Origin of the sequence: Nocardioides pini (assembly GCF_026712185.1) — a bacterium.
Taxonomy (GTDB): Bacteria; Actinomycetota; Actinomycetes; order Propionibacteriales; family Nocardioidaceae; genus Nocardioides; species Nocardioides pini.
This window is the reverse complement of the sequence record NZ_JAPPUX010000003.1, coordinates 636,841-660,133: the sequence shown is the minus strand read 5'-3', so window position 1 is coordinate 660,133 and position 23,293 is coordinate 636,841. Positions and strand designations below refer to the sequence as shown.

25 protein-coding genes are annotated in these 23,293 nt (G+C 73.1%); 8 read left to right on the top strand and 17 right to left on the bottom strand.

The window, feature by feature from the left end; genetic code table 11:
- Positions 1-15 precede the first annotated feature (15 nt).
- Both NYO98_RS12920 and NYO98_RS12915 read right to left on the bottom strand, forming a co-directional pair.
- Positions 16-1,317: an AAA family ATPase gene (locus tag NYO98_RS12920; protein WP_268112138.1), complete on the bottom strand. Its 1,302-nt coding sequence runs from the start codon at positions 1,315-1,317 to the stop codon at positions 16-18.
- A gap of 4 nt (positions 1,318-1,321) precedes the next feature.
- On the bottom strand, positions 1,322-1,987 hold the full coding sequence (locus NYO98_RS12915) for an SAF domain-containing protein (RefSeq protein ID WP_268112137.1): 666 nt from the start codon (positions 1,985-1,987) through the stop codon (positions 1,322-1,324).
- A gap of 163 nt (positions 1,988-2,150) precedes the next feature.
- Here NYO98_RS12915 and NYO98_RS12910 point away from each other — a divergent pair, with 163 nt between their 5' ends.
- Positions 2,151-2,396, top strand: coding sequence for a helix-turn-helix domain-containing protein (locus tag NYO98_RS12910; protein ID WP_268112136.1), 246 nt, complete (start codon positions 2,151-2,153; stop codon positions 2,394-2,396).
- Between the two features lie 11 nt (positions 2,397-2,407).
- Here NYO98_RS12910 and NYO98_RS12905 read toward each other — a convergent pair whose 3' ends face one another.
- The 3 genes from NYO98_RS12905 to sigE are packed head-to-tail and all read right to left on the bottom strand — an operon-like array spanning position 2,408 to position 5,093.
- Positions 2,408-3,976 carry a S1C family serine protease gene (locus NYO98_RS12905; protein ID WP_268112135.1) on the bottom strand — a complete coding sequence of 523 codons (1,569 nt, stop codon included), beginning with the start codon at positions 3,974-3,976 and terminating at the stop codon, positions 2,408-2,410.
- Entirely contained in the window at positions 3,973-4,494 is a 522-nt protein-coding gene (locus tag NYO98_RS12900; protein ID WP_268112134.1) for an anti-sigma factor family protein, read from the bottom strand. The genes NYO98_RS12905 and NYO98_RS12900 overlap by 4 nt, the downstream gene beginning before the upstream one ends.
- Positions 4,494-5,093, bottom strand: coding sequence for an RNA polymerase sigma factor SigE (sigE, locus tag NYO98_RS12895; protein WP_407673911.1), 600 nt, complete (start codon positions 5,091-5,093; stop codon positions 4,494-4,496). Before sigE ends, NYO98_RS12900 begins: the two co-directional genes overlap by 1 nt.
- A 202-nt stretch (positions 5,094-5,295) precedes the next feature.
- Between sigE and NYO98_RS12890 the strand changes: the two genes are divergently transcribed.
- Entirely contained in the window at positions 5,296-5,958 is a 663-nt protein-coding gene (locus NYO98_RS12890) for an O-methyltransferase (protein WP_268112133.1), read from the top strand.
- Positions 5,959-6,114: 156 nt separating this feature from the next.
- Here NYO98_RS12890 and NYO98_RS12885 read toward each other — a convergent pair whose 3' ends face one another.
- From NYO98_RS12885 to NYO98_RS12875, 3 genes are read right to left on the bottom strand one after another with little or no spacing between them, the layout of a single operon-like run.
- Positions 6,115-6,453, bottom strand: coding sequence for a hypothetical protein (locus tag NYO98_RS12885; protein WP_268112132.1), 339 nt, complete (start codon positions 6,451-6,453; stop codon positions 6,115-6,117).
- Positions 6,453-8,000 carry a leucyl aminopeptidase family protein gene (locus NYO98_RS12880; protein ID WP_268112131.1) on the bottom strand — a complete coding sequence of 516 codons (1,548 nt, stop codon included), beginning with the start codon at positions 7,998-8,000 and terminating at the stop codon, positions 6,453-6,455. Before NYO98_RS12880 ends, NYO98_RS12885 begins: the two co-directional genes overlap by 1 nt.
- 2 nt (positions 8,001-8,002) lie before the next feature.
- Entirely contained in the window at positions 8,003-8,170 is a 168-nt protein-coding gene (locus NYO98_RS12875; RefSeq protein ID WP_191196319.1) for a DUF3117 domain-containing protein, read from the bottom strand.
- Between the two features lie 177 nt (positions 8,171-8,347).
- On the opposite strand from NYO98_RS12875, the gene NYO98_RS12870 reads away from it, so the two are divergent.
- Positions 8,348-9,148, top strand: coding sequence for an enoyl-CoA hydratase/isomerase family protein (locus NYO98_RS12870; protein WP_268112130.1), 801 nt, complete (start codon positions 8,348-8,350; stop codon positions 9,146-9,148).
- Positions 9,149-9,164: 16 nt separating this feature from the next.
- Here NYO98_RS12870 and NYO98_RS12865 read toward each other — a convergent pair whose 3' ends face one another.
- From NYO98_RS12865 to ileS, 6 genes are read right to left on the bottom strand one after another with little or no spacing between them, the layout of a single operon-like run.
- Positions 9,165-9,947 carry a M14 family zinc carboxypeptidase gene (locus NYO98_RS12865; RefSeq protein ID WP_268112129.1) on the bottom strand — a complete coding sequence of 261 codons (783 nt, stop codon included), beginning with the start codon at positions 9,945-9,947 and terminating at the stop codon, positions 9,165-9,167.
- Positions 9,947-10,369 carry a hypothetical protein gene (locus tag NYO98_RS12860; RefSeq protein WP_268112128.1) on the bottom strand — a complete coding sequence of 141 codons (423 nt, stop codon included), beginning with the start codon at positions 10,367-10,369 and terminating at the stop codon, positions 9,947-9,949. Before NYO98_RS12860 ends, NYO98_RS12865 begins: the two co-directional genes overlap by 1 nt.
- Positions 10,370-10,385: 16 nt before the next feature.
- Positions 10,386-10,730 (bottom strand): DivIVA domain-containing protein, encoded by a 345-nt coding sequence (locus NYO98_RS12855; protein ID WP_268112127.1) that lies wholly within the window; start codon positions 10,728-10,730, stop codon positions 10,386-10,388.
- Complete coding sequence (locus NYO98_RS12850; protein ID WP_268112126.1) at positions 10,730-11,512, bottom strand: LOG family protein; 783 nt, start codon at positions 11,510-11,512, stop codon at positions 10,730-10,732. Before NYO98_RS12850 ends, NYO98_RS12855 begins: the two co-directional genes overlap by 1 nt.
- Entirely contained in the window at positions 11,509-12,567 is a 1,059-nt protein-coding gene (gene dapE / locus NYO98_RS12845; RefSeq protein WP_268112125.1) for a succinyl-diaminopimelate desuccinylase, read from the bottom strand. Before dapE ends, NYO98_RS12850 begins: the two co-directional genes overlap by 4 nt.
- Positions 12,568-12,600: 33 nt before the next feature.
- Positions 12,601-15,801: an isoleucine--tRNA ligase gene (ileS, locus tag NYO98_RS12840; protein WP_268112124.1), complete on the bottom strand. Its 3,201-nt coding sequence runs from the start codon at positions 15,799-15,801 to the stop codon at positions 12,601-12,603.
- Positions 15,802-16,167: 366 nt separating this feature from the next.
- On the opposite strand from ileS, the gene NYO98_RS12835 reads away from it, so the two are divergent.
- The 3 genes from NYO98_RS12835 to NYO98_RS12825 are packed head-to-tail and all read left to right on the top strand — an operon-like array spanning position 16,168 to position 18,671.
- Positions 16,168-16,713, top strand: coding sequence for a DinB family protein (locus NYO98_RS12835; RefSeq protein ID WP_268112123.1), 546 nt, complete (start codon positions 16,168-16,170; stop codon positions 16,711-16,713).
- A gap of 43 nt (positions 16,714-16,756) precedes the next feature.
- Positions 16,757-17,695: a 2,3,4,5-tetrahydropyridine-2,6-dicarboxylate N-succinyltransferase gene (gene dapD, locus NYO98_RS12830; RefSeq protein WP_268112122.1), complete on the top strand. Its 939-nt coding sequence runs from the start codon at positions 16,757-16,759 to the stop codon at positions 17,693-17,695.
- Positions 17,696-17,702: 7 nt separating this feature from the next.
- Positions 17,703-18,671, top strand: a complete 969-nt coding sequence (locus tag NYO98_RS12825) for a hypothetical protein (RefSeq protein ID WP_268112121.1) — start codon at positions 17,703-17,705, stop codon at positions 18,669-18,671.
- 103 nt (positions 18,672-18,774) lie between these two features.
- Here NYO98_RS12825 and dapC read toward each other — a convergent pair whose 3' ends face one another.
- Together dapC and fdxA are read right to left on the bottom strand one after the other, a co-directional pair.
- A complete protein-coding gene (dapC, locus tag NYO98_RS12820; RefSeq protein WP_326494437.1) occupies positions 18,775-19,935 on the bottom strand; it encodes a succinyldiaminopimelate transaminase in 1,161 nt (386 codons plus the stop codon).
- Positions 19,932-20,258, bottom strand: coding sequence for a ferredoxin (fdxA, locus tag NYO98_RS12815; protein ID WP_056604759.1), 327 nt, complete (start codon positions 20,256-20,258; stop codon positions 19,932-19,934). The genes dapC and fdxA overlap by 4 nt, the downstream gene beginning before the upstream one ends.
- 76 nt (positions 20,259-20,334) lie before the next feature.
- Between fdxA and NYO98_RS12810 the strand changes: the two genes are divergently transcribed.
- On the top strand, positions 20,335-21,273 hold the full coding sequence (locus NYO98_RS12810; protein ID WP_268112120.1) for a GNAT family N-acetyltransferase: 939 nt from the start codon (positions 20,335-20,337) through the stop codon (positions 21,271-21,273).
- A 38-nt stretch (positions 21,274-21,311) separates the two neighbouring features.
- The gene (locus NYO98_RS12805) at positions 21,312-22,115 is read left to right on the top strand and encodes a hypothetical protein (protein WP_268112119.1); all 804 of its coding nucleotides are present in this window, start codon (positions 21,312-21,314) and stop codon (positions 22,113-22,115) included.
- Here NYO98_RS12805 and NYO98_RS12800 read toward each other — a convergent pair.
- The gene (locus NYO98_RS12800) at positions 22,087-23,100 is read right to left on the bottom strand and encodes a DUF389 domain-containing protein (protein ID WP_268112118.1); all 1,014 of its coding nucleotides are present in this window, start codon (positions 23,098-23,100) and stop codon (positions 22,087-22,089) included. The genes NYO98_RS12805 and NYO98_RS12800 overlap by 29 nt on opposite strands.
- Positions 23,101-23,293 lie beyond the last annotated feature (193 nt).

Here is a 23,293-nt window from a genome sequence, read left to right as displayed (position 1 = left end):
CCGGGTTGAAGGGACTCACGTCGACCGCACTGAGCGGCGCCCGGCGGTGCCGGCCCTGACGCGGCGGCGCCCGAGGCGGGTGCGGGCCGACGGCCCGGCCGCACCTCCTCGGGCATGGGACGGGAAGGCCGCGTCGGTGAGCGCGGCGAGGGCGTGCACCAGCGGCGAGGCACCCAGGTCGGCGACCGGTCGCCCGCTCACGATCGCCCGGTCGAGCCCCGCGCGGTCCTCCGGGAGGAAGTGCAGGCCGGCGACCCGGCTGAAGCCCTCGACCATGCCGGCGATCTCCTTCTCCGACCACCCGATCGACGGTCGCATCCGGTTGACCACCACGCGCACGGGTGCCGCGGGAGCGCGCTCACGGAGGTCGACGAGGCCGCGAGCGAGCCGGGTGAGTCCGACGGGGTCGGCCGAGCCCACGACGACCACCTCGTCGGCCTGCTCGAGGGCGGCGAGGGTCAGCGCGTTGCGGCCCGGCCGGGCACCGAAGTCGTGCCCGTCGTCGTCCTCGATGCTGAACCCGGTGTCGACGACGACCTGGCCGTGGGCGCGCGCCCGCTCGAGCAGCTGGTCGACCTGCGCCGCGCGCACCTCCCGCCACCGGTCGGCACGCGGCAGGCCGGTGACCACGGCGAGGTGGTCCCCGACGCCGCGGCAGACCGAGGGGAAGCGGTCGTCGAGCTGGCCGGCGATCGCCAGCCGCGATGCCGACAGCAGGCCCGAGACCTCGTCGAGGATGCCGAGCTGCTGGGCGACGGCGCCGCCGTAGGGGTCCAGGTCGGCGAGCACCACCGAGGCGTCGCGCCGGGCGAGCTCGCAGGCGAGGTTCGTGGCGACCGTCGTGCGCCCGGGGGCGCCGGCCGGACCCCAGACGGCCACCAGTCGCCCGGGCTCGGCCGCGGGCGCGGGGTCGCCGTCGACCTCGACGACCGGCGGGGCGTCCCGCACGCGGGTGTCGGCGACGTCCTCCACGGTGGTGACCACCCGTGGCAACGACGCGAGCTCGCCCCGGCCGACCAGCGCGGTGATGCCCAGGCGGGCGGCGTGCTCGCGGGCGTCGAGGTCCTCGGGCAGCACCGAGGTGACGGCGACCGGGCGGACGGCGTGGCGGCGCAGGTGCGCGACGCTCGCCGGGTCGAGCCCAGGGGCGTCGAGGGAGACGACGGCGACGTCCGCCTGACCGCTCGTGACGGCCGCGAGGAGGTCGTCGACGTCGACGCAGCGCTTGAGCACCACGACCCCCGGGTGCGCCTCCAGATCGGCCAGGGCCGGCGCCTCCCACGCCTCGCCCGCGGCGAGCAGCAGCACGCAGATCATGACCTCACCACCGGCCGACGACCCGGACCCGGTCGTCGCCGACGGCCGCCAGGACCTCGCCGAGCGACTCCTCGTCGACCTCGGGGACGGCGAGGACGAGCTGCCGGCTCGTCGCCGACGCGAAGGCGTCGGACACCACCGGGGCGTCGAGGACGGCGACGTCACCGAGGACCAGCTCGGCGGCCGCCCGGTCACGGCGCTGCGCGACGGTGCGGTCGGCCACGACCCACACGTCCACCCGGGAGCCGCGGACGAGGTCGGTCGGCACGTGCTCGGGGGCCACCGCGATCGAGAGCGACACCGTGTCGTCGGCAGCCTCCTCCCCCAGCGCGGCGGCCGGGACCAGCTCGCCCGCCGACAGGGGCCGGGTCAGGGTGAGCGCTGCCGGCAGCTCCTCGTCGACGCCGAGGTAGCGGTCGCGGTCGGCGGCGTCGTCGAAGCGCACCCGGACCGGCTCGAGGTCGGCGGCGGTGAGCGCCTGGCCGGCGGCCAGGTCGGACGACGCGGCCCACACCGGGGTCATGTCGTCGGCGCCGGACAGGATCCCGGCCCCGGCGACCACCGACCCCGTCACGAGCACCACCCCGACCCACAGCCGCGGGTCGCGCCAGCCGGGTGTCGTGGCCCGCGTCGCGGCCGGGACGTCGGGCGGGCGGGCGGTCGTCGCCACGTCGGGTGACGGGGCGTGGCGGGAGGAGCCGCGAGAGGAGGTCCGAGACGTGGTCCGAGGCACGACGCCATCATTGCCGCCCGGACCGGAGTTCACACCTGTCTCTCCACAGGGGACGGCCGGGCGGCGACGGGCGCCGTGCGCGCGGTGGCACGATGGCCCCATGGCCGACGACCCCCGCTTCCTGACGCTCGCCGACGTCGCGGAGGTGCTCAACACCTCCGGTGCGCAGGTCTACGCGCTGGTCCGCCGGGGCGAGCTGCCGGCCATCAAGATCGGCGGCCGCGGCCAGTGGCGCGTCGAGCGGGTGCAGCTCGAGGAGTTCATCCAGCGGATGTACACCCAGACCAAGGAGTTCGTCGACCAGCACCCGTTCGTGGACGCCGAGTCCGAGTCGTCCGACACCTAGGACGCGGGTGACTAGCCGACCTTGCCGTCGAGCTCGACCTGCACGACCCGCTCCTCGCCGCCGCGCACCACCGACATCTCGACGGTGTCGCCCGGCAGGTGGGTGCGGATCGCCACGATCAGCGCGATGCCGTCGCTCACCGGCTGGTCGTCGACCGCCGTGATGACGTCGTCCTTCTCCAGGCCGGCACGCTCGGCGGGGGTGTCGGGCATGACCTCGGTGATCGTGGCGCCCTCCGAGTCGGGCTCGCCGCCCGTGCGCACCTGGGCGCCGATGACGGGGTACTCCGCCTTGCCGGTGCGCAGGATCTGGTCCACGGTCGTGCGCACCTGCTCGATCGGGATCGCGAAGCCGACGCCGATGTTGCCCGCCTCGCCAGACGCGCCGCCGTTGGTGGCGATCGCGGAGTTCACCCCGACCACCTCGCCGGCGAGGTTCACCAGCGGGCCGCCGGAGTTGCCCGGGTTGATCGCGGCGTCGGTCTGCACGGCGTTGATGTAGGAGGAGTCGTCCTCCGACTGCCCCGAGGTGGTCACCGGCCGATTGAGGGCGCTGACGATGCCCGAGGTCACGGTCTGGCTCAGGCCGAGCGGGGCGCCGAAGGCGATCACGGGGTCGCCGACGCGCAGGACCTGCGAGGCGCCCAGCGCCGCCGGCTCGAGCTTGCCGCCACCCTCGACGGAGAGCACCGCGAGGTCGTACACCGAGCTCCGACCCACCACGGTCGCCTCGAGCCGCTGGCCCTGGTGGTCGATGACGACGATCGGGCCGTCGTCCTCCGCCGCGGAGGCGACCACGTGGTTGTTGGTCACGACGTGGCCCTCGCGGTCGAGGACGAAGCCCGACCCGGTGGCGCCCCCCTCGCGTCCGTCGAGCTCGGCGACGATCTGGACGGTGCTGGGCAGGAGCGCCTGGGCCACCGCGGCAACCGAGCCGTTGTCGGCCTCCAGGGGCGCGGCGGTCTGCGTCCGGACGCCGTTGATCCCGTTGTCGTTGGTGCCGGGGCGGGCGGAGAGCTCGTCCTGGATCGCACCACCGGCGAGGCCGCCGAGGATGCCCACGACGAGGGCGAGGCAGGCGACCGCGGGCCAGACCCACAGGGGGATCCTGCGGGCGACCGTCACCGGTCCGGCGTACGTCGGACGCGGTTGCGGGCCTGGACCGAACCAGGGCTGTCCGGGCTGCTGTCCCGGCCGCTGCTGCGCGTAGGGGTCCTGGGTGGGGTACGGCAGGGTCGGCGCGGCGGCCTCGTGGTCGAGACGCGGCTGCGGGGACGCGCCCTGCGGCTCGCCGAACGGCGTGCGGTGAGGCGGCGGGCCGCCGAGCATCCCGGCCTGGTCGGAGGGGGTGTCGCCCGGCCCGGCCCCGGCGTCGTGGCCGGCGTCGTCGGGAGCGCCGTACGCACGACCCTCCGGCTGCGCGGCGGGAGCGGGCCCGGGCTCGACCGCCTCGGGCTCGGCCGCGGTGGGGCGCCAGCCGGCCAGCGGCTGGGTCGGCTCCTCCTGGTGCGCGCCCGCGACCGGCTGGTCAGGGACCTGCTCGTCCGGGGTCTGCTCGTCGGGCCTGTGCTCGTGGCTCACGGAGCAATCTTCTCCCGGATCGCCACGAGGCGCTCGGCCAGGGGCGTCCGGGAGGGTGAGGCGGGCCCGCGGGTGCGGTCGTCGCCGGTGACGGCCGGGCTCGCCGGTCCGGTCGGCCGGCTGAGGTCGGTGACCGGCGGACGTGGGTCGACGCGGGGGCCGCCGGCCACGCCGAGGGCGAGCACGCCGACGACGCAGGCGCTCGCCGCGCCGCCGCCGATGGCGACGATCCCGCGGCGGGAGCGGTGACGGGTGGTCGGGAACTCCGGGGCGACCAGGCCGCGGCCGCCACCGGCGCCCAGGGCGGAGCAGCGGCCCATCAGCGCCGACTTGAAGTCGTGGGAGGGCTGGCCCGGACCGAACGACAGCTGGGCGAGCTGGGTCTTGACCCACCCCTCCTGCTCGACGAGGTCACGGCAGGCGTGGCAGGCGTGGACGTGGTTCCAGCAGCGCTCCTCCTCCTCCGGCGCGAGGCGACCGTCGAGGAGCGCGCTGACCCGTGATCCGAGGTGGCTCATCACGACACCGGTCCGCGGGTGCGAGGGACGAGGGGCCCGGAGTAGCGCGAGCGTCCCGCGGCCGGCTCGCGGTGGGCGAGGGCCTTGCGGAGCATCGTGCGGCCACGGTGGATGCGCGAGCGCACGGTGCCGAGCTTGGCGTCGAGGATCTCGGCGATCTCCTCGTAGCTGAGGCCCTCGACGTCGCACAGCACGACCGCGGCCCGGAAGTCGGGCGGCAGGGTCGCGAGCGCGATCTCGATGTCGTCGTCGAAGGTCTGGTCGGCGACCGCGAGCTCGGGCGCAGGGGCCGGGCTGGTCAACCGGGCGGCGCGCTCGTCGGACAGCGGGTCGAAGCGGATGCGCTGCTTGCGCCGCGCACCGTCGAGGAACAGGTTGGTGGTGATGCGGTGCAGCCACCCCTCGAACGTGCCCGGCGTGTAGGTGTCGAGCGAGCGGAAGACGCGGACGAACACCTCCTGCGTGAGGTCCTCGGCGTCGTGGCGGTTGCCGGTCAGGCGGTAGGCCAGCCGGAACACCCGGTCGGAGTGCTGCTCCACGACCTCGTCCCAGGTGGGCACGTCGACGGCATCCGGTGTGGCGTCGACCTGATCACCCACGGGCGCTCCCTGGCTCGTCTTCCTCGACCGCAGCTGCAACGGCTCGATGTCCTTCCTGACGCTAGGTATCCCGCCTGAGAGTTCCCTGTGAACCACATGCGGACCGGCCAAGAAGTCCTGCCCGGGTCACCGCCTCCAACGACCGACGGGGCCCGTGTGTTCCCGGCCACGCCGGGAGGCTGCTGCGCGATAGAGTCGCGCCGTGCCTGACAACACCACGCCGCCCAAGCCCGCGAGCTGGTCCTACGCCGAGGCGTACGTGGCCGAGGACGACCTCCTCGCCGCCGCCCGCAGCCGTGCCGAGGAGGTGGGCGTCGCCCCCGTCGGCCCCGGCGTGGGTGCCGCGCTGCGCTTCCTCGCCTCGGTGCTCGACGCTCGTGCGGTGGTCGAGATCGGCACCGGCACGGGCGTGTCCGGCCTCTGGCTGCTGCGCGGCATGCGCTCCGACGGCGTGCTGACGACCGTCGACATCGAGGCCGAGCACCAGCGCCTGGCGAAGGAGACCTTCACCGAGGCCGGGATCCCCGGCAACCGCGCCCGCACCATCGCCGGCGCCGGGCTCGACGTCCTGCCGCGCCTCACCGACGGCCACTACGACCTGGTGTTCTGCGACGGCGACAAGCGCGAGTACGCCGCGTACCTCAAGGAGGCGCTGCGGCTGCTGCGCCCCGGTGGGGTCGTGGCGTTCGACAACGCGCTGTGGCACGACCGGGTCGCCGACCCGGCCCAGCGCGACGAGGAGACCGTCACCATCCGCGACCTCGGCCGGACGATCCTCGAGCACGAGGACCTCGTGCCCGTGCTGCTCCCCGTCGGCGACGGCCTGCTCGCCGCGAAGAAGGAGTGGGCGCCCGAAGCTGGTTGATGGCGCTCGCTCCGCTCGCTGACCTGCTCGGCCCACGGCGGACGTCATACGAAGGCGTACGTATGGGTGCGGGTTCGCATGACGCAGCAGCCGGCACCGGGGCCTCAGCCACCGCGCTCGGCGCCCGACGTCGTCAGGACTGACGCGCGAGCGCCATCAGCACCGTGGCGAGGCCTCGAACCCGTCCCAGCCCTCGGCGACGGCCACGATGTCGCAGGCCTCGATGAGGATCGGCGGGCTGCCGATGATCCGGGACCCCGGGGCGTCGGGGGCGTCCTGGGTGAAGGTGCGCTGGAAGTCCTCGCGCGCCTCGCTGGTGGCGAAGACGTAGCAGCCCTCGAACCACTCCCCCGGCACCTGGCGCCAGGTCTTGAAGCGCAGCCCGGCCATGCCGGTGAACCGGGCGTGGGACGTCTCGGCGACGTAGGCCGCCAGCTGCTCCTCGACGCCCTCGGGCGCGTCGGCGAGGGACCAGCGGACGGTCAGCCCGAGCATCAGACGATCCCGGCCAGCGGGTCGTCGGAGCCGAGCCAGGTCAGCAGGAGGCGCGGGCCCCAGCCGCTGGGGCCCGCGGTCCACTCGAAGCGGTCGGTCGGGGACTCGGCGGCGGAGGCGAAGTCGATGTGCGCCCAGGGCACGTCGCCGGCGAAGTGCTGGAGGAACAGCGCCGCCGTGATGGCGCCCGCCCCGCCCGCGGCGTTGTCGCCGTCGGCGATGCCGGAGGCGACCTTCTCCTCGTAGTCCGCGACCAGCGGCATCCGCCAGGCACTCTCGCCCGACGCGGCCGCGGCTGCCTTCACCTGGTCGGCGAGACCGTCGTGGTTGGCGAAGTAGCCGCCGGTCCACTGGCCGAGCGACACCTTCATCGCACCGGTGAGGGTGGCGATGTCGACGAGGGCGGCCGGGGCGATCTCGCTGACGGCGTACGCCATCGCGTCGGCCAGGACGAGGCGGCCCTCGGCGTCGGTGTTGTTGACCTCGGAGGTGCGGCCCCCGAAGTGCGTGATGACGTCGCCGGGTCGCATGGCGGAGCCGCTGACGGCGTTCTCCGCGGCCGGCACCAGGCCGACCACGCGGACCGGGCAGTCGACGTCGCGGAGCGCGGCCATCGTCGCGATGACGGCGCCGCCGCCGCTCATGTCGCGCTTCATCGTCAGCATGCCCTCGCTGGGCTTGATGTCGAGACCGCCGGTGTCGAAGGTGATGCCCTTGCCGACGATCACCACCGTGGGCATGCGCTTGGTGGCCCCGCGCGGGGTGTAGTCCATGCGGATGAGCCGAGGCTCGTTGACCGAGCCGCCGCCGACGGCGCGGATGCCGCCGAAGCCCTCGGCCTCCAGCCGCGCGTCGTCCCAGACCTGGACGTCCAGGCCGGCCGCCTCGCCGACCTCGACGGCCTGCTCGGCCAGCCAGGCCGGCGTCTTCAGGTTGGCGGGGACGGTCGCGAGGGTGCGGGAGCGCCAGCCGGCGCCGCCCAGCGCGATCGCCCGGGCGAGCTCGTCGTCGGCGCCGTCGTCGTCCACGCCGGCGAGCACGATCCGCGCGACCGGACGCTCCTTGGGGCCGGTGGAGCGCCAGTGGAAGGCGAACGACCCGAGCATCGCCCCGATGACGAAGGCACCGAGTCCCTCGTCGGGCGCGATCGACGCGAGCGAGGTCACGACGCTGCCGCGGTCCTTGGTGGCGCGGGCGAGAGCGGCCCCGGCCCGGCGGAAGTCGGTCGCGGTCGCCTCGCCCACCCCGACGAGCAGCACGAGGCCGGGCCCGCCGGACCCGTCGGGCTCGGTGTCGACCCGGCCGGAGACCGGGACCGTCGTCACCTCGCCGGTGCGACCGGTGGCTCGCGACACCTCGAGCGCGGCGAGCAGGTCGACCCCCAGGGCGTCACCGGCCTCGTCGGCGCCCGGTCCGAGGAGCGGCCCGTCCTCGTCGGGGAGGACCGGGAACGCCCAGACCTCCGCGCCCCCGATCTGGTGGGGCAGCGCTGGGCTCAGGGCGAACTCGGGCGGCGAGACCTGGGGAGGCAGTGCGGTGCTGGGCACGATCAGCCGACGACGTCCTTGAGGGCGTCACCGAGAGCCGAGGCCTCCTCGGCGTTGAGCTCCACCACCAGCCGTCCACCGCCCTCGAGCGGGACGCGCATGACGATGCCGCGGCCTTCCTTCGTGACCTCGAGCGGTCCGTCGCCCGTGCGGGGCTTCATGGCGGCCATCGGCGCACCTCTTCCTGTTCAGCCATCACTGGATGTGGCTCTTCACATGCGAATCGAGGCGGCTCAGTGTCTTTCGGCCACCTCGATCGGCGTCGTACGACGTCATTATCCCCCATGACGTGCGTGATCGGCACCACAGGGCGCAAACACACGATGTCGGTCAGGCAGACTGCGGCCATGACGACCTCCCAGCCCCCCGTCCTGCTGAACGTCGAGGACGGCGTCGCGACGATCACGCTCAACCGCCCCGAGGCGATGAACGGCCTCGACGTCGCCACCAAGGACCTGCTGCGCGACACCGTCCACCGGGTCGCCGGGGACCCCGAGGTGCGGTGCGTCGTGCTCACCGGCAGCGGCCGCGCCTTCTGCGTCGGCCAGGACCTCAAGGAGCACCTCGCCGGACTGAAGGGCGAGGCGGACGTCCCGCTGTCGGACACCGTCGAGCAGCACTACAACCCGATCGTGCTGGCACTGGCAACGATGCCCAAGCCCGTCGTCGCGGCGGTCAACGGCGTCGCGGCGGGCGCCGGTGCCAGCCTCGCCTTCGCCGCCGACTTCCGCGTCGTCGTCGACTCCGCCGGCTTCAACACCTCCTTCGCCGGTGTGGCGCTGTCGTGCGACACCGGGTCGAGCTGGACCCTGCCGCGCCTCGTGGGCCGCGCCAAGGCGATGGAGCTGCTCTACTTCCCGCGCACGGTCTCCGCCCAGGAGGCCCTCGAGCTGGGGCTGGCCACGCAGGTCGTCACCGCCGAGGAGCTCCCGCAGGTGGTCGGCGAGCTCGCCGCCCGGCTCGCGTCGGGCCCGACCGTCGCGTTCGGCTCGATCCGGCAGGCGGTGGCGTACGCCGCTGCGCACCCGCTGGAGGAGTCGCTGGCCTTCGAGGCCGACAAGATGGCGCTGACCGGCGGCACCGAGGACCACCTCGCCGCGGTCGACGCGTTCATGGCCAAGGAGCAGCCGGTCTTCCACGGCCGCTGAGCGGGGCGCCCGGCGGTCAGCCGCGCGTGCGGTGCGCGCCGATCACGCCCAGCAGCTGCCGGGGGGCCTGGACGCCCATCCGGTGCCGCGAGGGCCGGCTGCCGTACTCGACGGTGAGGGCCGAGCCCCGGAAGCGGTGGTTGAACCACATCGTCATGGTGCCGTGGCACAACCCGCCGCAGTCGAGGGTGGTGCGCGGGAGCCGCAGGGCCCGCGCCAGGCGACGCGCGAAGCCCGGGTCCTTGGTGTCCGTGTCGACGCCGTGCAGCGGCTGGTGGAAGCTGATCACCCGGCGCGGGTCGACCTCCTCGAGGAACGACATCACCGCACGCGTCTCCGGCTCGCTCGCCGGGCGGGGACCGGACTCGTAGCTCCCGTCGAGGTCCTTCCACAGGTGGGGGAAGTTGCGGTTGAGGTCGACGCCACGGGCGTTGCGGCGGGTCCCGCGGGCGAGCCCGTCGGGGTTGTAGGTCGGCAGCACCCACAGGTCGACGCCGCGCACCGGTCGCCCGTCGCGCAGGGTCTCGAGGATCCGGCGGGTGTGCGGCTCGTTGCCGTGCATCGTCGACACCAGCACGATGCGGCGCCTGCCCGGCTCCCCGAGGCGCCACGCCCGGATCGGCCGTCCCTGGACCGAGTGGCCGATCGTGCGGACCTCGACCACCGCCGGGCGCTCGCCGGGGCCCTCGGCTGCGGCGGCGACGGCGGGTGCAGCCACCGGCTGGGCGAGGCCCGCGACCGCCAGCGCCGCCGTCGTCAGCACAGCGGCGTACGCCGACCGGGTGCGCGGCGCACGCATCACACGGCCGCGGTGAGGTAGGCGTAGGTGAAGACCAGCACGCCGACCACCATGCCGAGGTGGGCCAGCAGGGACAGGCCCGGCCCGTCGCTCCACGAGTCGCCGGCGGCCTCGGGCGCGTGACGCCCCTTGGTGGGCAGCCAGCGCGCCAGGATGAGCAGACCGCACACGGCGGTGAGCCACCAGCAGGCGATCGCGACGATGCCGACGAGCGGTCCGCCGAGCACGGAGTCCTCCGGCGCGAGCAGCACCCCCAGCCACAGCACGAGGGCGACCGTGCCGGCGACGAAGTGCGTGAGGGGCACGCGGCTGCTGATGGAGAGGCGACCGGCAGCGGCATCGTTGCGGAGCCGCAGCCTGGTCAGCACGATCGCCACGGCCGCGAGGGCCGTGAGGATCCAGACGACGATCGTGAACGACATGACGCGGCAGTCTGCCCTAGAGGCGTGGCGGCTCGCCAGACGACGCCGGACCGTCGGGACCGGGCCCCGGCTCGTCGCTGCGCTCCCCCTCGCGCTCGTCCCTGCGCTCGTCCTCGAGCTCGTCGTCGAGCTCGGTCGCCAGCCGGGCGAGCAGGGCGTCCACGTCGGACATCCGGTAGCCGCGGAACGCGAGCGGGAAGCGCACCCGACGCAGGTCCTGCGCCGCGATCGGCCGGTCGTCGGGGAGCGCGAGGTCCGGGCGGTCGTCGTACGCCGGGGGCATCGAGCCGCCGCGGCCCGATGCCACCATCGCGACGCCGCCGAGCACGAGGACGACGAGGACCGCGAAGAACCACATCATCACTCGGGTCGCTCCGCCTCGGGCGTGGGCCAGCGGTCCTCGCGGGCGGCCACCATCAACGACACCGCCTCGTCGACGTCGTCGGTCAGCACCATCATGTCGAGGTCGGCGACGTTGATCTTGCCCTCGGCCAGCACGGTCTCCCGCAGCCAGTCGAACAGCCCCGACCAGTAGGACGTGCCGATGAGCACGATGGGGAACGACGTGACCTTGCGCGTCTGCACCAGCGTCAGCGCCTCGAAGAGCTCGTCGAGGGTGCCGAGCCCGCCGGGCAGCACGACGAAGCCCTGGGAGTACTTCACGAACATCGTCTTGCGGGCAAAGAAGTAACGGAAGTTGATGCCCTTGTCGACCCACTGGTTGAGGCCGGACTCGAAGGGCAGCTCGATGCCGAGGCCGACGCTCGCACCGCCGGCCTCACAGGCCCCCTTGTTGGCCGCCTCCATCGCGCCGGGCCCGCCGCCGGTGATGACGGCGAAGCCGGCCTCGACCAGCTTGCGGCCGACCTCCTCGCCGATCGCGTAGAAGGGGTGGTCGACCGGGGTCCGCGCGGAGCCGAAGACCGCGATCGCGGGACCGGTCTCGGCGAGCGCGCCGAAGCCCTCGACGAACTCCGCCTGGATCCGCAGGACCCGCCACGGGTCGGTGTGCACCCAGTCGGTGGCGCCCCTGGAGTCGAGCAGGCGCTGGTCGGTCGTGCTGCCCTCGTGGACCTGGCCGCGGCGCTCGATGACGGGGCCGGCCACGCGGTCGGCGTGCCGGTCGGTGCGTCGGGTGTTCATGCCAGCCACTCCTTGAGGATCCGCTCGCAGCGTTCGACGTGCTCGGTCGGCACGTGCTCGTCCTGCTTGTGGGCGAACATCGGGTCGCCGGGGCCGAAGTTCACCGCGGGGACGCCGAGCCTGGTGAACTGGGCGACGTCGGTCCAGCCGAACTTCGGCGCGGCCTCGCCGCCGACCGCCTCGACGAACGCCTTGGCCGCGGGCCGGTCGAGGCCGGGCATGGCGCCGGCGGCCATGTCGGTCACCGTGACGTCGTAGCCCTCGAAGAAGTCGCGCACGAACGCCTCGGCGTCGGCCTCGGTGCGGTCGGGGGCGAACCGGAAGTTGACCTCGACCACGCACTCGTCGGGGATCACGTTGCCGGCGACCCCGCCACGGATGCCGGTCGCGTTGAGCCCCTCGTGGAAGGTCAGGCCGTCGATCTCCGGCCGGCGCGCGACGTAGTCGTTGAGCCGGGCGAGCACGGGCGCGGCGAGGTGGATGGCGTTGACGCCCTTCCAGCTGCGGGCGCTGTGCGAGCGCTCGCCCGTCGTGCGCACGTCGACGCGCATCGTCCCCTGGCAGCCCGCCTCGATCGAGGCGTTGCTCGGCTCCATGAGGATCGCGAAGTCGGCCTGCAGGAGGTCGGGGTCGCTCTCGGTCAGCTTGCGCAGGCCGTTGTGGACCGAGTCGACCTCCTCGGCCTCGTAGAAGATGAAGGTGAGGTCGCGGTTGGGCGAGGCGACGTCGGCGGCGAGCTTGAGCATCACCGCGTCGCCGCCCTTCATGTCGCAGCTGCCGAGCCCGTGCAGCACGCCGTCCTCGAGGCGGGAGGGCCAGTTGTCGTTGACCGGGACGGTGTCGAGGTGTCCGGCGATCACCACCCGCTCCCCCAGGCCGAGCTCGGTGCGCGCGACGATCGTGTGGCCGCGCCGGGTCACGGTGAGGTGCGGCAGGGCCTGCAGGGCCGCCTCGACCGCGTCGGCGATCTCCTGCTCCTGGTGGCTCACGGAGAAGACGTCGACGAGCTGCTGGGTCAGGGTGACGACGTCGGCGGACAGGTCGAGGTGTGCCATGGCTCGATTCAACCAGTCGCGCCCTCCCGGGGCTCAGGTCCGGGCGACCTCCACGTCGACGGCAGCCGCGTCGGCGTACGACACCGCGGTCGCCAGCGTCTCCTCCGCGATCAGGGCCTCGTGGGCCCGCGCCGCGGCCAGGGTGGCGTCCGGGCCCGAGATCGTGAGGCTGATCCGGTCGCTGACCTGGAGCCCGGCGTCCTTGCGGGCCTGCTGGACCGCGCGGATGAGGTCGCGGGCGGTGCCCTCGGCCTCCAGCTCGGGCGTGACGGCGGTGTCGAGGACGACGAAGCCGCCGCGCGGCAGCATGCCGATCGCGGTGTCGCCGTCCGAGGAGCCGGCCACCGTCTCGAGGGCGTACTCCCCCTCGACGAGCGCGAGCCCGCCGGCGGTCACGGTGCCGTCGTCGGCGACCGACCAGTCGCCGGACTTCGATCCCTTGATGGCGAGCTGGACGTCCCTGCCCAGGCGCGGACCGGCCGCGCGGGCGTTGACCGTGAGTCGCTGCGAGACGCCGTACGACGCCGCCTCGGGCGCGTCCACCGCGAGCACCTCGACGGCCTTGAGGTTCAGCTCGTCGGCGATCAGCTGCTCGAACCCGTCGAGGTCGGCGTCGGTGACGACGGTCAGCCGGGCGAGCGGGAGGCGGTTGCGGAGGTTGGCCGCCTTGCGCAGCGCGGACCCTGCCGAGCAGACGTCGCGGACGGTGTCCATCGACGCGACCAGGGACTCGTCCGAGGGCAGCTCGTCGGCGGACGGCCAGTCGGTCAGGTGGACCGAGCGCTCGCCGGTCAGTCCGCGCCAGACCTCCTCGGTGGTGAGCGGCATCAGCGGCGCCGTGGCGCGGCAGACGACCTCGAGCACCGTGTGGAGGGTGTCGAATGCGTCGGCGTCCTCGTCCCAGAAGCGCTCGCGGGAACGCCGGATGTACCAGTTCGTCAGCACGTCGAGGAAGCCGCGGGTCGAGTCACAGGCCGCGGCGACCTCGTAGTTGTCGAGCTGGTCGGTCATCGCGGCGACGTAGTCGCGCAGCTTGGCCAGGATGTAGCGGTCCATCGGGTGAGCGCTGTCGGTGCGCCACGTGGCGTCGTACCCCTCGCCGCCCTTCGCCGCGTTGGCGTACAGGCTGAAGAACGACCAGCTGTTCCACAGCGGGATGAGCACCTGCCGCACCGAGTCACGGATGCCCTGCTCGGTGACGACGAGGTTGCCGCCGCGCAGGATCGGGCTCGACATGAGGAACCAGCGCATCGCGTCGGCGCCGTCGCGGTCGAAGACCTCGCGCACATCGGGGTAGTTGCGCAGCGACTTCGACATCTTCTGGCCGTCGTTGCCCAGCACGATGCCGTGGCTGAGGCACGTCGAGAACGCCGGCCGGTCGAAGATCGCGCCCGCCAGGACGTGCATCGTGTAGAACCAGCCGCGGGTCTGGCCGATGTACTCGACGATGAAGTCGCCCGGGAAGTGGTTGTCGAACCAGTCCTTGTTCTCGAACGGGTAGTGCACCTGCGCGAAGGACATCGAGCCGGAGTCGAACCACACGTCGAGGACGTCGGTGACGCGGCGCATGGTCGACCGACCGGTCGGGTCGTCGGGGTTGGGCCGGGTGAGCTCGTCGACGAACGGCCGGTGCAGGTCGGGGTTGCCGTCCTCGTCGCGTGGCAGCGTGCCGAAGTCGCGCTCGATCTCCTCGAAGGAGCCGTAGACGTCGACGCGGGGGTAGTGCTCGTCGTCGGACTTCCACACCGGCACCGGGCTGCCCCAGAAGCGGTTGCGGGTGATCGACCAGTCGCGGGCGTTCTCCAGCCACTTGCCGAACTGGCCGTCCTTGATGTGCTCCGGCACCCAGCGGATGTCCTGGTTGAGCGCCATGAGGCGCTCCTTGACCTTGGTCACCTCGACGAACCACGACGAGACGCCCTTGTAGATCAGCGGCTGCCGGCAGCGCCAGCAGTGCGGGTAGGAGTGGTCGTAGGTCTCACGGCGCACGAGGACGGTGCCGGGGGTGACCGACCCGCCGGGCTCGCCCCTCGTGGCGGCCTTGAGGTGGTCGATGATGTGGAGGTTGGCGTCGAAGACCTGCATGCCCTCGTAGTCGGTGACCGGGAACGTGAAGCGCCCGTCCTTGCCGACGGGCATGACCGCCTCGATGCCCTCGCGGTCGGTGACGACCTTGTCGTCCTCACCGAAGGCGCCGGCGGTGTGCACCAGCCCGGTGCCGTCCGTGGTCGTGACGAACTCGGCGGGCACGAGGCGGAACGCGCGCTCGTGGCCCGCGTAGTAGGAGAACGGCGGCGCGTACTCCAGGCCGACGAGGTCGGCACCCGTCCCGCGCCAGGTGACCGTCGGCTCGTCGCCGAGCTCGCGGGCGTACGACGCCAGGCGGGCCTCGGCGAGCAGGTAGCGCTCCGCGCTGCCGGTCGGCCCGTCGGACTCGACGACGACGTAGTCGATGTCCTCGCCCACCATGACGGCGAGGTTGGAGGGCAGGGTCCACGGCGTCGTCGTCCAGACGAGGACCTTGACGCCCTGGAAGACGCCCTCGGTCGTGACGTCGTACCCGACGGTGACGGCCGGGTCCTGGCGCATCTGGTAGACGTCGTCGTCCATGCGCAGCTCGTGGTTGGACAGCGGCGTCTCGTCCTGCCAGCAGTACGGCAGCACGCGGAAGCCCTCGTAGACCAGGCCCTTGTCGTGCAGCTGCTTGAAGGCCCAGATGACCGACTCCATGAACTCCGGGTTCATCGTGCGGTAGTCGTTGTCGAAGTCGACCCAGCGCGCCTGGCGGGTGACGTAGTCGCGCCACTCGCCGGTGTACTTCAGGACCGACTGGCGGCAGGCCTCGTTGAACTTCTCGATGCCCAGCTCGACGATCTCGTCGGTGGTCTTGATGCCGTTGAGGCGCATCGCCTCGAGCTCGGCGGGCAGGCCGTGGGTGTCCCAGCCGAACCGGCGCTCGACCCGGTGGCCACGCATGGTCTGGTAGCGCGGGATGAGGTCCTTGACGTAGCCGGTGAGCAGGTGGCCGTAGTGCGGCAGGCCGTTCGCGAAGGGCGGGCCGTCGTAGAAGACGAACTCGTTCTCGCCGTCGGCGCCGGCGTCGCGCTGCTCGACGCTCGCGCGGAAGGTGTCGTCGGACTCCCAGTAGGCGAGCACCGCCTCCTCGATCTCCGGGAAGCGCGGGCTGCTGGCGACGGTGGTGGCGTCGGTGTGCGAGACCTTCGGGTAGGTCATCTGGGGCTCCTGCGGTGGCGTCGTACGTCTCGGTCGTGACTGACACGAGGACGACATCCCTGCCGCGGTACCACCTCGCTTGGGGTCCGGGGACCCCCGCTTCGTTTCGGCTGTGTCGGGCCGGACCCGTCGGGTTCTAGTGGGGCCGCGGCCGGATCGCCGTACCCGTTCTTCCCGAGGCTCGCCGCTGATGACGGCTCAGACGCCTGACCCGATCGTACGGCTCGGGCTCGCGCGCCCGCCAATCGGATTCGGGCGTGCACGTCGTACGGACCGAACGGGCCGGGGCTCCCGCGACACCGTGCGCGCGTGAAAGCCCGCGCAAACCGTTTGGTCCGCCCGACGGTGGTGAGGTTGGGTTGCCCCATGGCGAACCCCGGATACGACGGCATGTGGCTCCCGACCGACCAGGACCCGCGGATGCAGGTGGGGCCGACGCGGGGCGAGCGCGCGTGCCTCGTGGGCTACCTCGAGCACTACCGGCAGACGCTCGCGCTCAAGTGCGACGACCTGACCGCGGAGCAGCTGGCGACCAAGGCGGTCCCGCCGTCCAACATCTCGCTGCTCGGCCTGGTGCGGCACATGGCGCGGGTCGAGCAGAGCTGGTTCCGCCGGGTGATCGAGGGGCGCATGGACATCCCCCGCCTCTTCTCGGGCGAGGACGAGGACGCCGGCTTCAACTTCCCCGCCGCCGACGACGACCTGGTGCGCGCCAGCCACGCGCTCTGGCAGTCCGAGATCGCCTACGCCCGCGACGTGCTCGAGCGCACCGACCTCGACGCCGTCGTCGACGTGCACGGCGAGCCCAGCGAGGTGCGCGACATCGTGGTCCACATGATCGAGGAGTACGCCCGCCACTGCGGGCACGCCGACCTCGTGCGGGAGTGCATCGACGGCCGCGCCGGGCAGTAGGCCGGCACCCGCTCCGGTGGGGCGACTTCCGTACGCTGTGCGGGTGACTGCTGCCTCCGGCTACGGCCTGCTGACCCTGCACGGCGACACCGTGCTCGACGCCTGGTTCCCCTCCCCCGTCCTCGGTGCGACCGAGGGCGGCCCGTCGGAGGAGCTCGCCCACCTCGACGGCGGCGAGGACGACCTGCGCGGCGTCACCCGCGTGCTGCGCCTGGTCGAGATCGACGACCTCGACGCCGCGCCTGCCTCGACCGAGGACGTCTGGCTGCGGCTCCACCTGCTCTCCCACCGCCTCGTGAAGCCGCACGGCGTGAACCTCGACGGCATCTTCGGCCTGCTCGCCAACGTGGTGTGGACCTCCGCCGGACCGTGCGCGGTGGACGGCTTCGAGCAGGTGCGCGCCAAGCTCCGCACCGTCGTGCCCGGTCACGTCGTGCAGGTCTTCGGCGTCGACAAGTTCCCGCGGATGACCGACTACGTCCTGCCCACCGGCGTGCGCATCGCCGACGCCGACCGGGTCCGCCTCGGCGCCCACCTGGCCGAGGGCACCACCGTGATGCACGAGGGCTTCGTGAACTTCAACGCCGGCACGCTCGGCGCGTCGATGGTCGAGGGCCGCATCTCGGCAGGCGTCGTCGTGGGCGACGGCACCGACGTCGGTGGTGGCTCGTCGATCATGGGCACCCTGTCCGGCGGCGGCAAGGAGACCATCTCGGTCGGCGAGCGCTGCCTGCTGGGCGCCAACGCCGGCATCGGCATCTCGCTCGGTGACGACTGCGTCGTGGAGGCCGGCTGCTACGTCACCGCCGGCACCAAGGTGACCGTCACCGACATGGACGGCAAGCCGGCGGTCGTGAAGGCCGCCACCCTCTCGGGCGTCGACAACATCCTGTTCCGCCGCAACTCGGTCAGCGGCGCCATCGAGGCGGTGCCGTGGAAGGGCGACGGGATCGCCCTCAACGCGGCACTCCACGCCAACTAGGACCTCCATGCCCTCCCTCCGCACGGCCACCATCGGCGCGGTGGTCGCGCTCGGGGCCGTGGCGACCGCCGTGGTGCTCGTGGACCGGGGCGCCGTCCCGCCCATCCTCGACACCAGCGGCTGCACCGCCGAGGTCGACGGCCACACCGTCGAGATCGACCTGGAGCAGGCCGAGAACGCCGCCCTCATCACGGCCGTCTCCATCGAGCGCGGGATGCCCGCACGGGCGGCCAGCATCGCCCTCGCGACGGCGTACCAGGAGTCCAAGCTCTACAACATCGACTACGGCGACCGGGACTCCGTCGGCCTGTTCCAGCAGCGGCCCTCCCAGGGCTGGGGCACCGTGGAGCAGCTGACCGACCCGGTCTTCGCCACCAACGCCTTCTACGACGCGCTGCAGAAGGTCGACGGCTACGACAGCATGGAGATCACCGTGGCCGCGCAGGAGGTGCAGCGCTCGGGCTACCCCGGCGCCTACGCCGACCACGAGAAGGACGGCCGCGCGCTCGCCTCCGCGCTCACCGGCAACTCGCGTGCCGCCCTCTGGTGCGACGTCCCGGGCGATGCCGACGAGGCGGACGACGCGATCGACGAGACCGGCCTCGTCTCGCGCGCGGCCGTCGTACGCCGTGACCTCGAGGAGCGCTTCGGCGCGCTGTCGCTCGGCGGGTTCGAGCCCGGCGGCGTCTCGAGCGGACACATGGAGGGCTCGGCCCACTACGAGGGGCGCGCGATCGACGTGTTCTTCCGGCCGATCACCGACGAGAACAAGAAGCGCGGCTGGGCGATGGCGTCCTACCTCGTGGCCAACGCCGACCGGCTCGACGTCAAGACCGTGATCTTCGACGACCGCATCTGGCGCGCCGGCTCGTGGTCCGGTGACGGGTGGGGCGACTACCGCGTCCCGTCGTCCTCCCGCGGGGACCGGGCGATCCTCGAGCACCGCGACCACGTCCACGTGGACGTCTTCGACTGACGGTTCCTGCCGGCGGTCGGAGTCCCCGCTCGAGCGGGGAGTCCGTCACCTGGAGGCCTTCACAACCCCCTCCAGGTGACGGACTACCCCAACAAGTCGGACCTCACGGGGTCAGACGGCGGGCGGCCGCGGCGACCCGCTCGTCGGTCGCGGTGAAGGCGACGCGTACGTGCTCGCGCCCGGCCGGACCGTAGAACTCGCCCGGCGCCACCAGGATCCCCTGCTCGGCGAGCGCGGCGACGGTCTGCCAGCAGTCCTCGCCCCGGGTCGCCCAGAGGTAGAGAGAGGCCTCGGAGTGGTCGATGCGGAAGCCGGCGGTCTCCAGGGCGCCCTTCAGGAGCAGGCGGCGCGCGGCGTAGGTCGCGCGCTGCACGTCCACGTGGGCGTCGTCGTCGAGGGCGGCGATCATCGCGCGCTGCTGCGGGCCGGGCATCTGGAGGCCGAGGTTCTTCCGGACCGCGAGCAGCTCGCCGACGAGCGCCGGGTCACCGGCCAGGAACGCGCAGCGGTAGCCGGCGAGGTTGGACCGCTTGGACAGCGAGTGGACGGCGAGGATGCCGTCGAGGGAGCCGCCGCTGACCTGCGGGTCGAGGATCGACAGCGGGCGCTCGGCGGGGTCGTCGGACCACGCGCACTCGATGTAGCACTCGTCGGAGACGAGGACCGTGCCGCGCTCGCGACACCACTCGACCACCTTGCGGAGGTGGGCCAGCGGCAGGACGCGGCCGGTCGGGTTGGCGGGGCTGTTGAGCCACAGCAGGCGCGGGGTGCGGGGCCCGAACGCGGTGAGGGAGTCGGTCGCCAGGCTGTCGGCACCGGCGAGCGCCGCGCCGACCTCGTAGGTCGGGTAGGCGAGCGCCGGGTAGCCGACGAGGTCGCCGGGGCCGATGCCCAGGTGGAGCGCCATCGACCCGATCAGCTCCTTGGAGCCGGTCACCGGCAGCACGCCGTCGAGCCCCAGGCCGGTCACGCCGTGGCGGCGCGCCAGCCAGTCGATCGCCGCCTGCCGCGTCGCCTCGAGACCGATCGTCGTGGGGTAGCCCGGCGCGTCGGCCGCCGCCCGCAGCGCGTCCTGGACGACCGCAGGGGTGGGGTCGACGGGCGTGCCGACCGAGAGGTCACAGACCCCGTCGGGGTGGGCGCGCGCCGTTGCGGCGTACGTCGTCAGCTTGTCCCAGGGGAAGTCCGGGAGCCGCTGCGAGACCTTCCGGTGGTCTCGTGGGGGTCGCTGGGCGACCTCCTCGACCAGCGGAAGGTCGGTCACTCGTCGTGCTCCTGCGGGGGCAGCGCGGCGACGAGCTCGTGGTCCTTGTCGATGACGCCCATCTTGGCCGCGCCGCCGGGCGAGCCGAGGTCGTCGAAGAAGTGGACGTTGGCGTCGTAGTAGCCCTTCCACTCCTCCGGGGTGTCGTCCTCGTAGAAGATCGCCTCGACCGGGCAGACCGGCTCGCAGGCACCGCAGTCGACGCACTCGTCAGGGTGGATGTAGAGCATCCGCTTCCCCTCGTAGATGCAGTCGACGGGGCACTCGTCGACGCACGCGCGGTCCTTGAGGTCGACGCACGGCTGGGCGATGACGTAGGTCACCAGGTCCTCCTGAAGGCGGCTGTGAGCGGGGTGGTCGGATCGGGTCCTGCAGACCTCCCACTCTAGTATCCGGCGGGTGCCCGACACGCCAGAACCCCACCCCGGCGAGACGGACGAGACGCGGGCGGGCCGCCACCGCCTCGGCCCCCACGTCGTGGGCCAGCGCGTCGTCGTACGCCACCTGCTGCCCGACGGGCGCGCGACCGACGTGCTCGGCACCTGTACGGCGTGGGGCGCGGACTCGCTCACCATCGACCGCGACGGACCGCCCGGCCAGGCCGGCCCCGTCGTCATCGCCCTCGCCGACCTCGTGACCGGCAAGCCCGTGCCACCGCGCGCGTCGGTGCGGTCGCGGGTGTCGCCCCAGGAGGTGGAGGAGCACGTCGCGGCCCTCTGGGACTCGGTCACCACCGAGCCCCTCGGTCGCTGGCTGCTGCGGGCCTCTCCCCCGCACGGTGGTCGCCTGCGACGCCGCGGCAACTCGGCGCTCGCCATGCACGAGCCCGGCATCGGCTGGGCCGACGCGGCCTTCGGCGTACGCCGCTTCTACGAGGCCCGCGACCAGGCCCCGCTCGTCCAGGTGCAGCGGGGGTCGGACGTCGAGCACACCCTGGCGCCGCTGGGCTTCGCCCCGATGGGCTCGGGCGACGCGCACGCCCAGCTCGCGTCCGTCGCCCGCGCGCTGCGCTCGGTGCGGGCGGCCGCGGCCGACGTCCCCGCCGCCCTCGACGAGCGGCAGGGGTCGGCGACGGTGTCGCTGGGCGCCGGCCTCGCGACCGGGCGCGGTGTGCTGTCCGGCGACTGGCTGCTCCTCGAGTCGCTCGTCGTGGACCCGGCCGAGCGCCGCCGCGGGCTGGCCACCGCCCTCATGGCCGAGCTCCTCGACTGGGGTGCGTCGCTCGGCGCGACCACCGCACTGCTGCACGTGGAGACCGACAACGAGGGCGCCGTCGCGCTCTACGAGCGGCACGGCTTCGTCACCCACCACACCAACCGCTACCTCGTCGCCTCGTAGCCTCGCCCGCCCCACCCGCCGCCGTGTTGGATGGGGACATGACCACCGTGCAGCGCACCACCGCACCCGCGCCCACCGCAGCCGACCGCGGCCGGCAGGTCGGCGTCACCCTCGCTGAGGTGTTCTGCATCGTCGGCACGCTCGTCGGCGTGGGCGTGATCGGCACCCGCGTCGAGGAGAGCTCCGGCGGCGCGCTCGCGGCCGACGCCACCCTGCTCGCACCGCTCGGGCCGGCCTTCTCGATCTGGTCGGTGGTGTACGCCGGCCTGGCCGCCTACACGCTGTGGCAGTGGCTGCCCGCGTCGACCACGGACCCGCGCGCCCGGAGCACCGGGTGGCTCGCCGCCGCCTCCATGGTCCTCAACGCCGGCTGGCTGCTGGTCACCCAGCAGGGCTGGCTGTGGGCGTCCGTCGTCGTGATCCTCGCGCTGGTCGTCGTCCTCGGTGTGCTCGTCCAGCGCCTGGCCGACCTCGGACCCGCGCCCTCGCTCGTGCAACGCGTCGTGGTGGACGGAACGTTCGGCCTCTACCTGGGCTGGGTGGCGGTGGCGACGTGCGCCAACGTCACCGCCACCCTGGTCGCCGAGGGCGTCGAGACCTACACGCTCGTGGGCGAGCTCGTCGCGGCGCTCGTCATCGCCGTGGTCGTCGTGGTCGCGGCGGTGGTCGTGGCCCGGACCGGGCCGCGGTGGGCCTTCGCCGCGGCCGCGGCGTGGGGACTGGCCTGGATCGCGGTCGGGCGGCTCACCGACGAGCCGGCCTCCACCCTCGTGGGGGTCGTCGCCGCGATCGCGGCCGTGGCCGTGCTCGGGCTCACGGCGCGCGCCGCCGCTCGGCGCTGACCTCCCCGCCACCGCCGTCCGAGGGCCGCGGGCCACCGCGGGCGAAGAGGCGGTCGGCCGCGCGCAGCGTACGGACCCAGAGCAGCCGTTGGAGGACCAGGACGACCACCCCGGCGAGGACCATGCCGCTGATGTTGACCGCGAGCTGGGCCGCGGACCCGCCGATCTCCGACGGCGTCCACACCCCGATGGCCAGCCCGAGGTTCCCGACGGCCGGGATGGTCGTGACGGAGATGAAGACCCCGACCATCGCGTTGGCGCGCGCGGTCGTCATGGCCAGCACGCCGGCCGCGCCAGCGATGAGGGCGACGATGAAGGACCAGCTGTCGGGGTGCCAGATGAAGCCGGTCTGCGGGCGCGGACGGGTGACCATCTCGGGGGTGATCAGCCCCGTGAGGCCGCCGAGCAGGCTCAGCAGCGCGACCACGACCACCGACACCACGACGCCGCTCAGCAGCAGCCGCAGCGCCCGACCCGTGAGCCGGTGCCGCGCGAACACGAGCCCGGTGGCGACGGCCGCCACGGTGCCGAACTCCGGGCCGACGACCATGGCCCCGATGACCAGGACCGAGGAGTCGGTGATGACGGCGATGGCCGCCAGCAGGCTGGCCAGGACGAAGAACAGGTAGTAGGACACGGTCGGCCGGCTCGCGGCCCAGCAGTTCTCGATGACCGAGTCCCAGATGACCGCGTCGTCGGGGTCACCGGGCGCCACCCGCTCGAGACGTCGGGCGGCGGCGAACGGCGTGCTGGTGGGCGTCGTGACCACGATGCCCCCGGACTCGTGCAGGCCGAGCGCCTTGAGGCGGCCGATCACCTCGCCGGCCAGCTCCCGGGCGACGTCGCACTCCACGAGGTCCCCTTCCGGGGAGAGTGACGCACCGCGGCTCAGGGTGAGGTTGGCCGACCGGTCGTCGTGGCGCAGCAGCTCGACGACGGCGTCGGAGACGTCGCGCGGCACGGTCAGGCGGAGGTGCAGCAGCATGGCGCGAGCCTAGGACCGAATATCGGTTGAGGCGTGCCCCCGGGGTCGGCGATCATGAGCACGACGACCGTGGGGCCTGACGAACCTCCTGCACGCCGGCAGAGCAGCGGCCGTCCGCGCGTTCGGCGTCACCGACGAGAGGCCGGCACCCAGCGGGACCGCCGGCGAAGGTGTGGTGGCACCGCGACCTTGC

What these genes read in the sequence shown, in the direction of transcription:
- NYO98_RS12920 (WP_268112138.1), bottom strand. Translation starts at nt 1,317, where the DNA reads ATGATCTGCGTGCTGCTGCTCGCCGCGGGCGAGGCGTGGGAGGCGCCG.
- NYO98_RS12910 (WP_268112136.1), top strand. Translation starts at nt 2,151, where the DNA reads ATGGCCGACGACCCCCGCTTCCTGACGCTCGCCGACGTCGCGGAGGTG.
- NYO98_RS12900 (WP_268112134.1), bottom strand. Translation starts at nt 4,494, where the DNA reads ATGAGCCACCTCGGATCACGGGTCAGCGCGCTCCTCGACGGTCGCCTC.
- NYO98_RS12885 (WP_268112132.1), bottom strand. Translation starts at nt 6,453, where the DNA reads ATGCTCGGGCTGACCGTCCGCTGGTCCCTCGCCGACGCGCCCGAGGGC.
- NYO98_RS12875 (WP_191196319.1), bottom strand. Translation starts at nt 8,170, where the DNA reads ATGGCCGCCATGAAGCCCCGCACGGGCGACGGACCGCTCGAGGTCACG.
- NYO98_RS12870 (WP_268112130.1), top strand. Translation starts at nt 8,348, where the DNA reads ATGACGACCTCCCAGCCCCCCGTCCTGCTGAACGTCGAGGACGGCGTC.
- NYO98_RS12865 (WP_268112129.1), bottom strand. Translation starts at nt 9,947, where the DNA reads ATGCGTGCGCCGCGCACCCGGTCGGCGTACGCCGCTGTGCTGACGACG.
- NYO98_RS12860 (WP_268112128.1), bottom strand. Translation starts at nt 10,369, where the DNA reads ATGTCGTTCACGATCGTCGTCTGGATCCTCACGGCCCTCGCGGCCGTG.
- NYO98_RS12855 (WP_268112127.1), bottom strand. Translation starts at nt 10,730, where the DNA reads ATGATGTGGTTCTTCGCGGTCCTCGTCGTCCTCGTGCTCGGCGGCGTC.
- NYO98_RS12850 (WP_268112126.1), bottom strand. Translation starts at nt 11,512, where the DNA reads ATGAACACCCGACGCACCGACCGGCACGCCGACCGCGTGGCCGGCCCC.
- dapE (WP_268112125.1), bottom strand. Translation starts at nt 12,567, where the DNA reads ATGGCACACCTCGACCTGTCCGCCGACGTCGTCACCCTGACCCAGCAG.
- ileS (WP_268112124.1), bottom strand. Translation starts at nt 15,801, where the DNA reads ATGACCTACCCGAAGGTCTCGCACACCGACGCCACCACCGTCGCCAGC.
- NYO98_RS12835 (WP_268112123.1), top strand. Translation starts at nt 16,168, where the DNA reads ATGGCGAACCCCGGATACGACGGCATGTGGCTCCCGACCGACCAGGAC.
- NYO98_RS12825 (WP_268112121.1), top strand. Translation starts at nt 17,703, where the DNA reads ATGCCCTCCCTCCGCACGGCCACCATCGGCGCGGTGGTCGCGCTCGGG.
- NYO98_RS12805 (WP_268112119.1), top strand. Translation starts at nt 21,312, where the DNA reads ATGACCACCGTGCAGCGCACCACCGCACCCGCGCCCACCGCAGCCGAC.
- NYO98_RS12800 (WP_268112118.1), bottom strand. Translation starts at nt 23,100, where the DNA reads ATGCTGCTGCACCTCCGCCTGACCGTGCCGCGCGACGTCTCCGACGCC.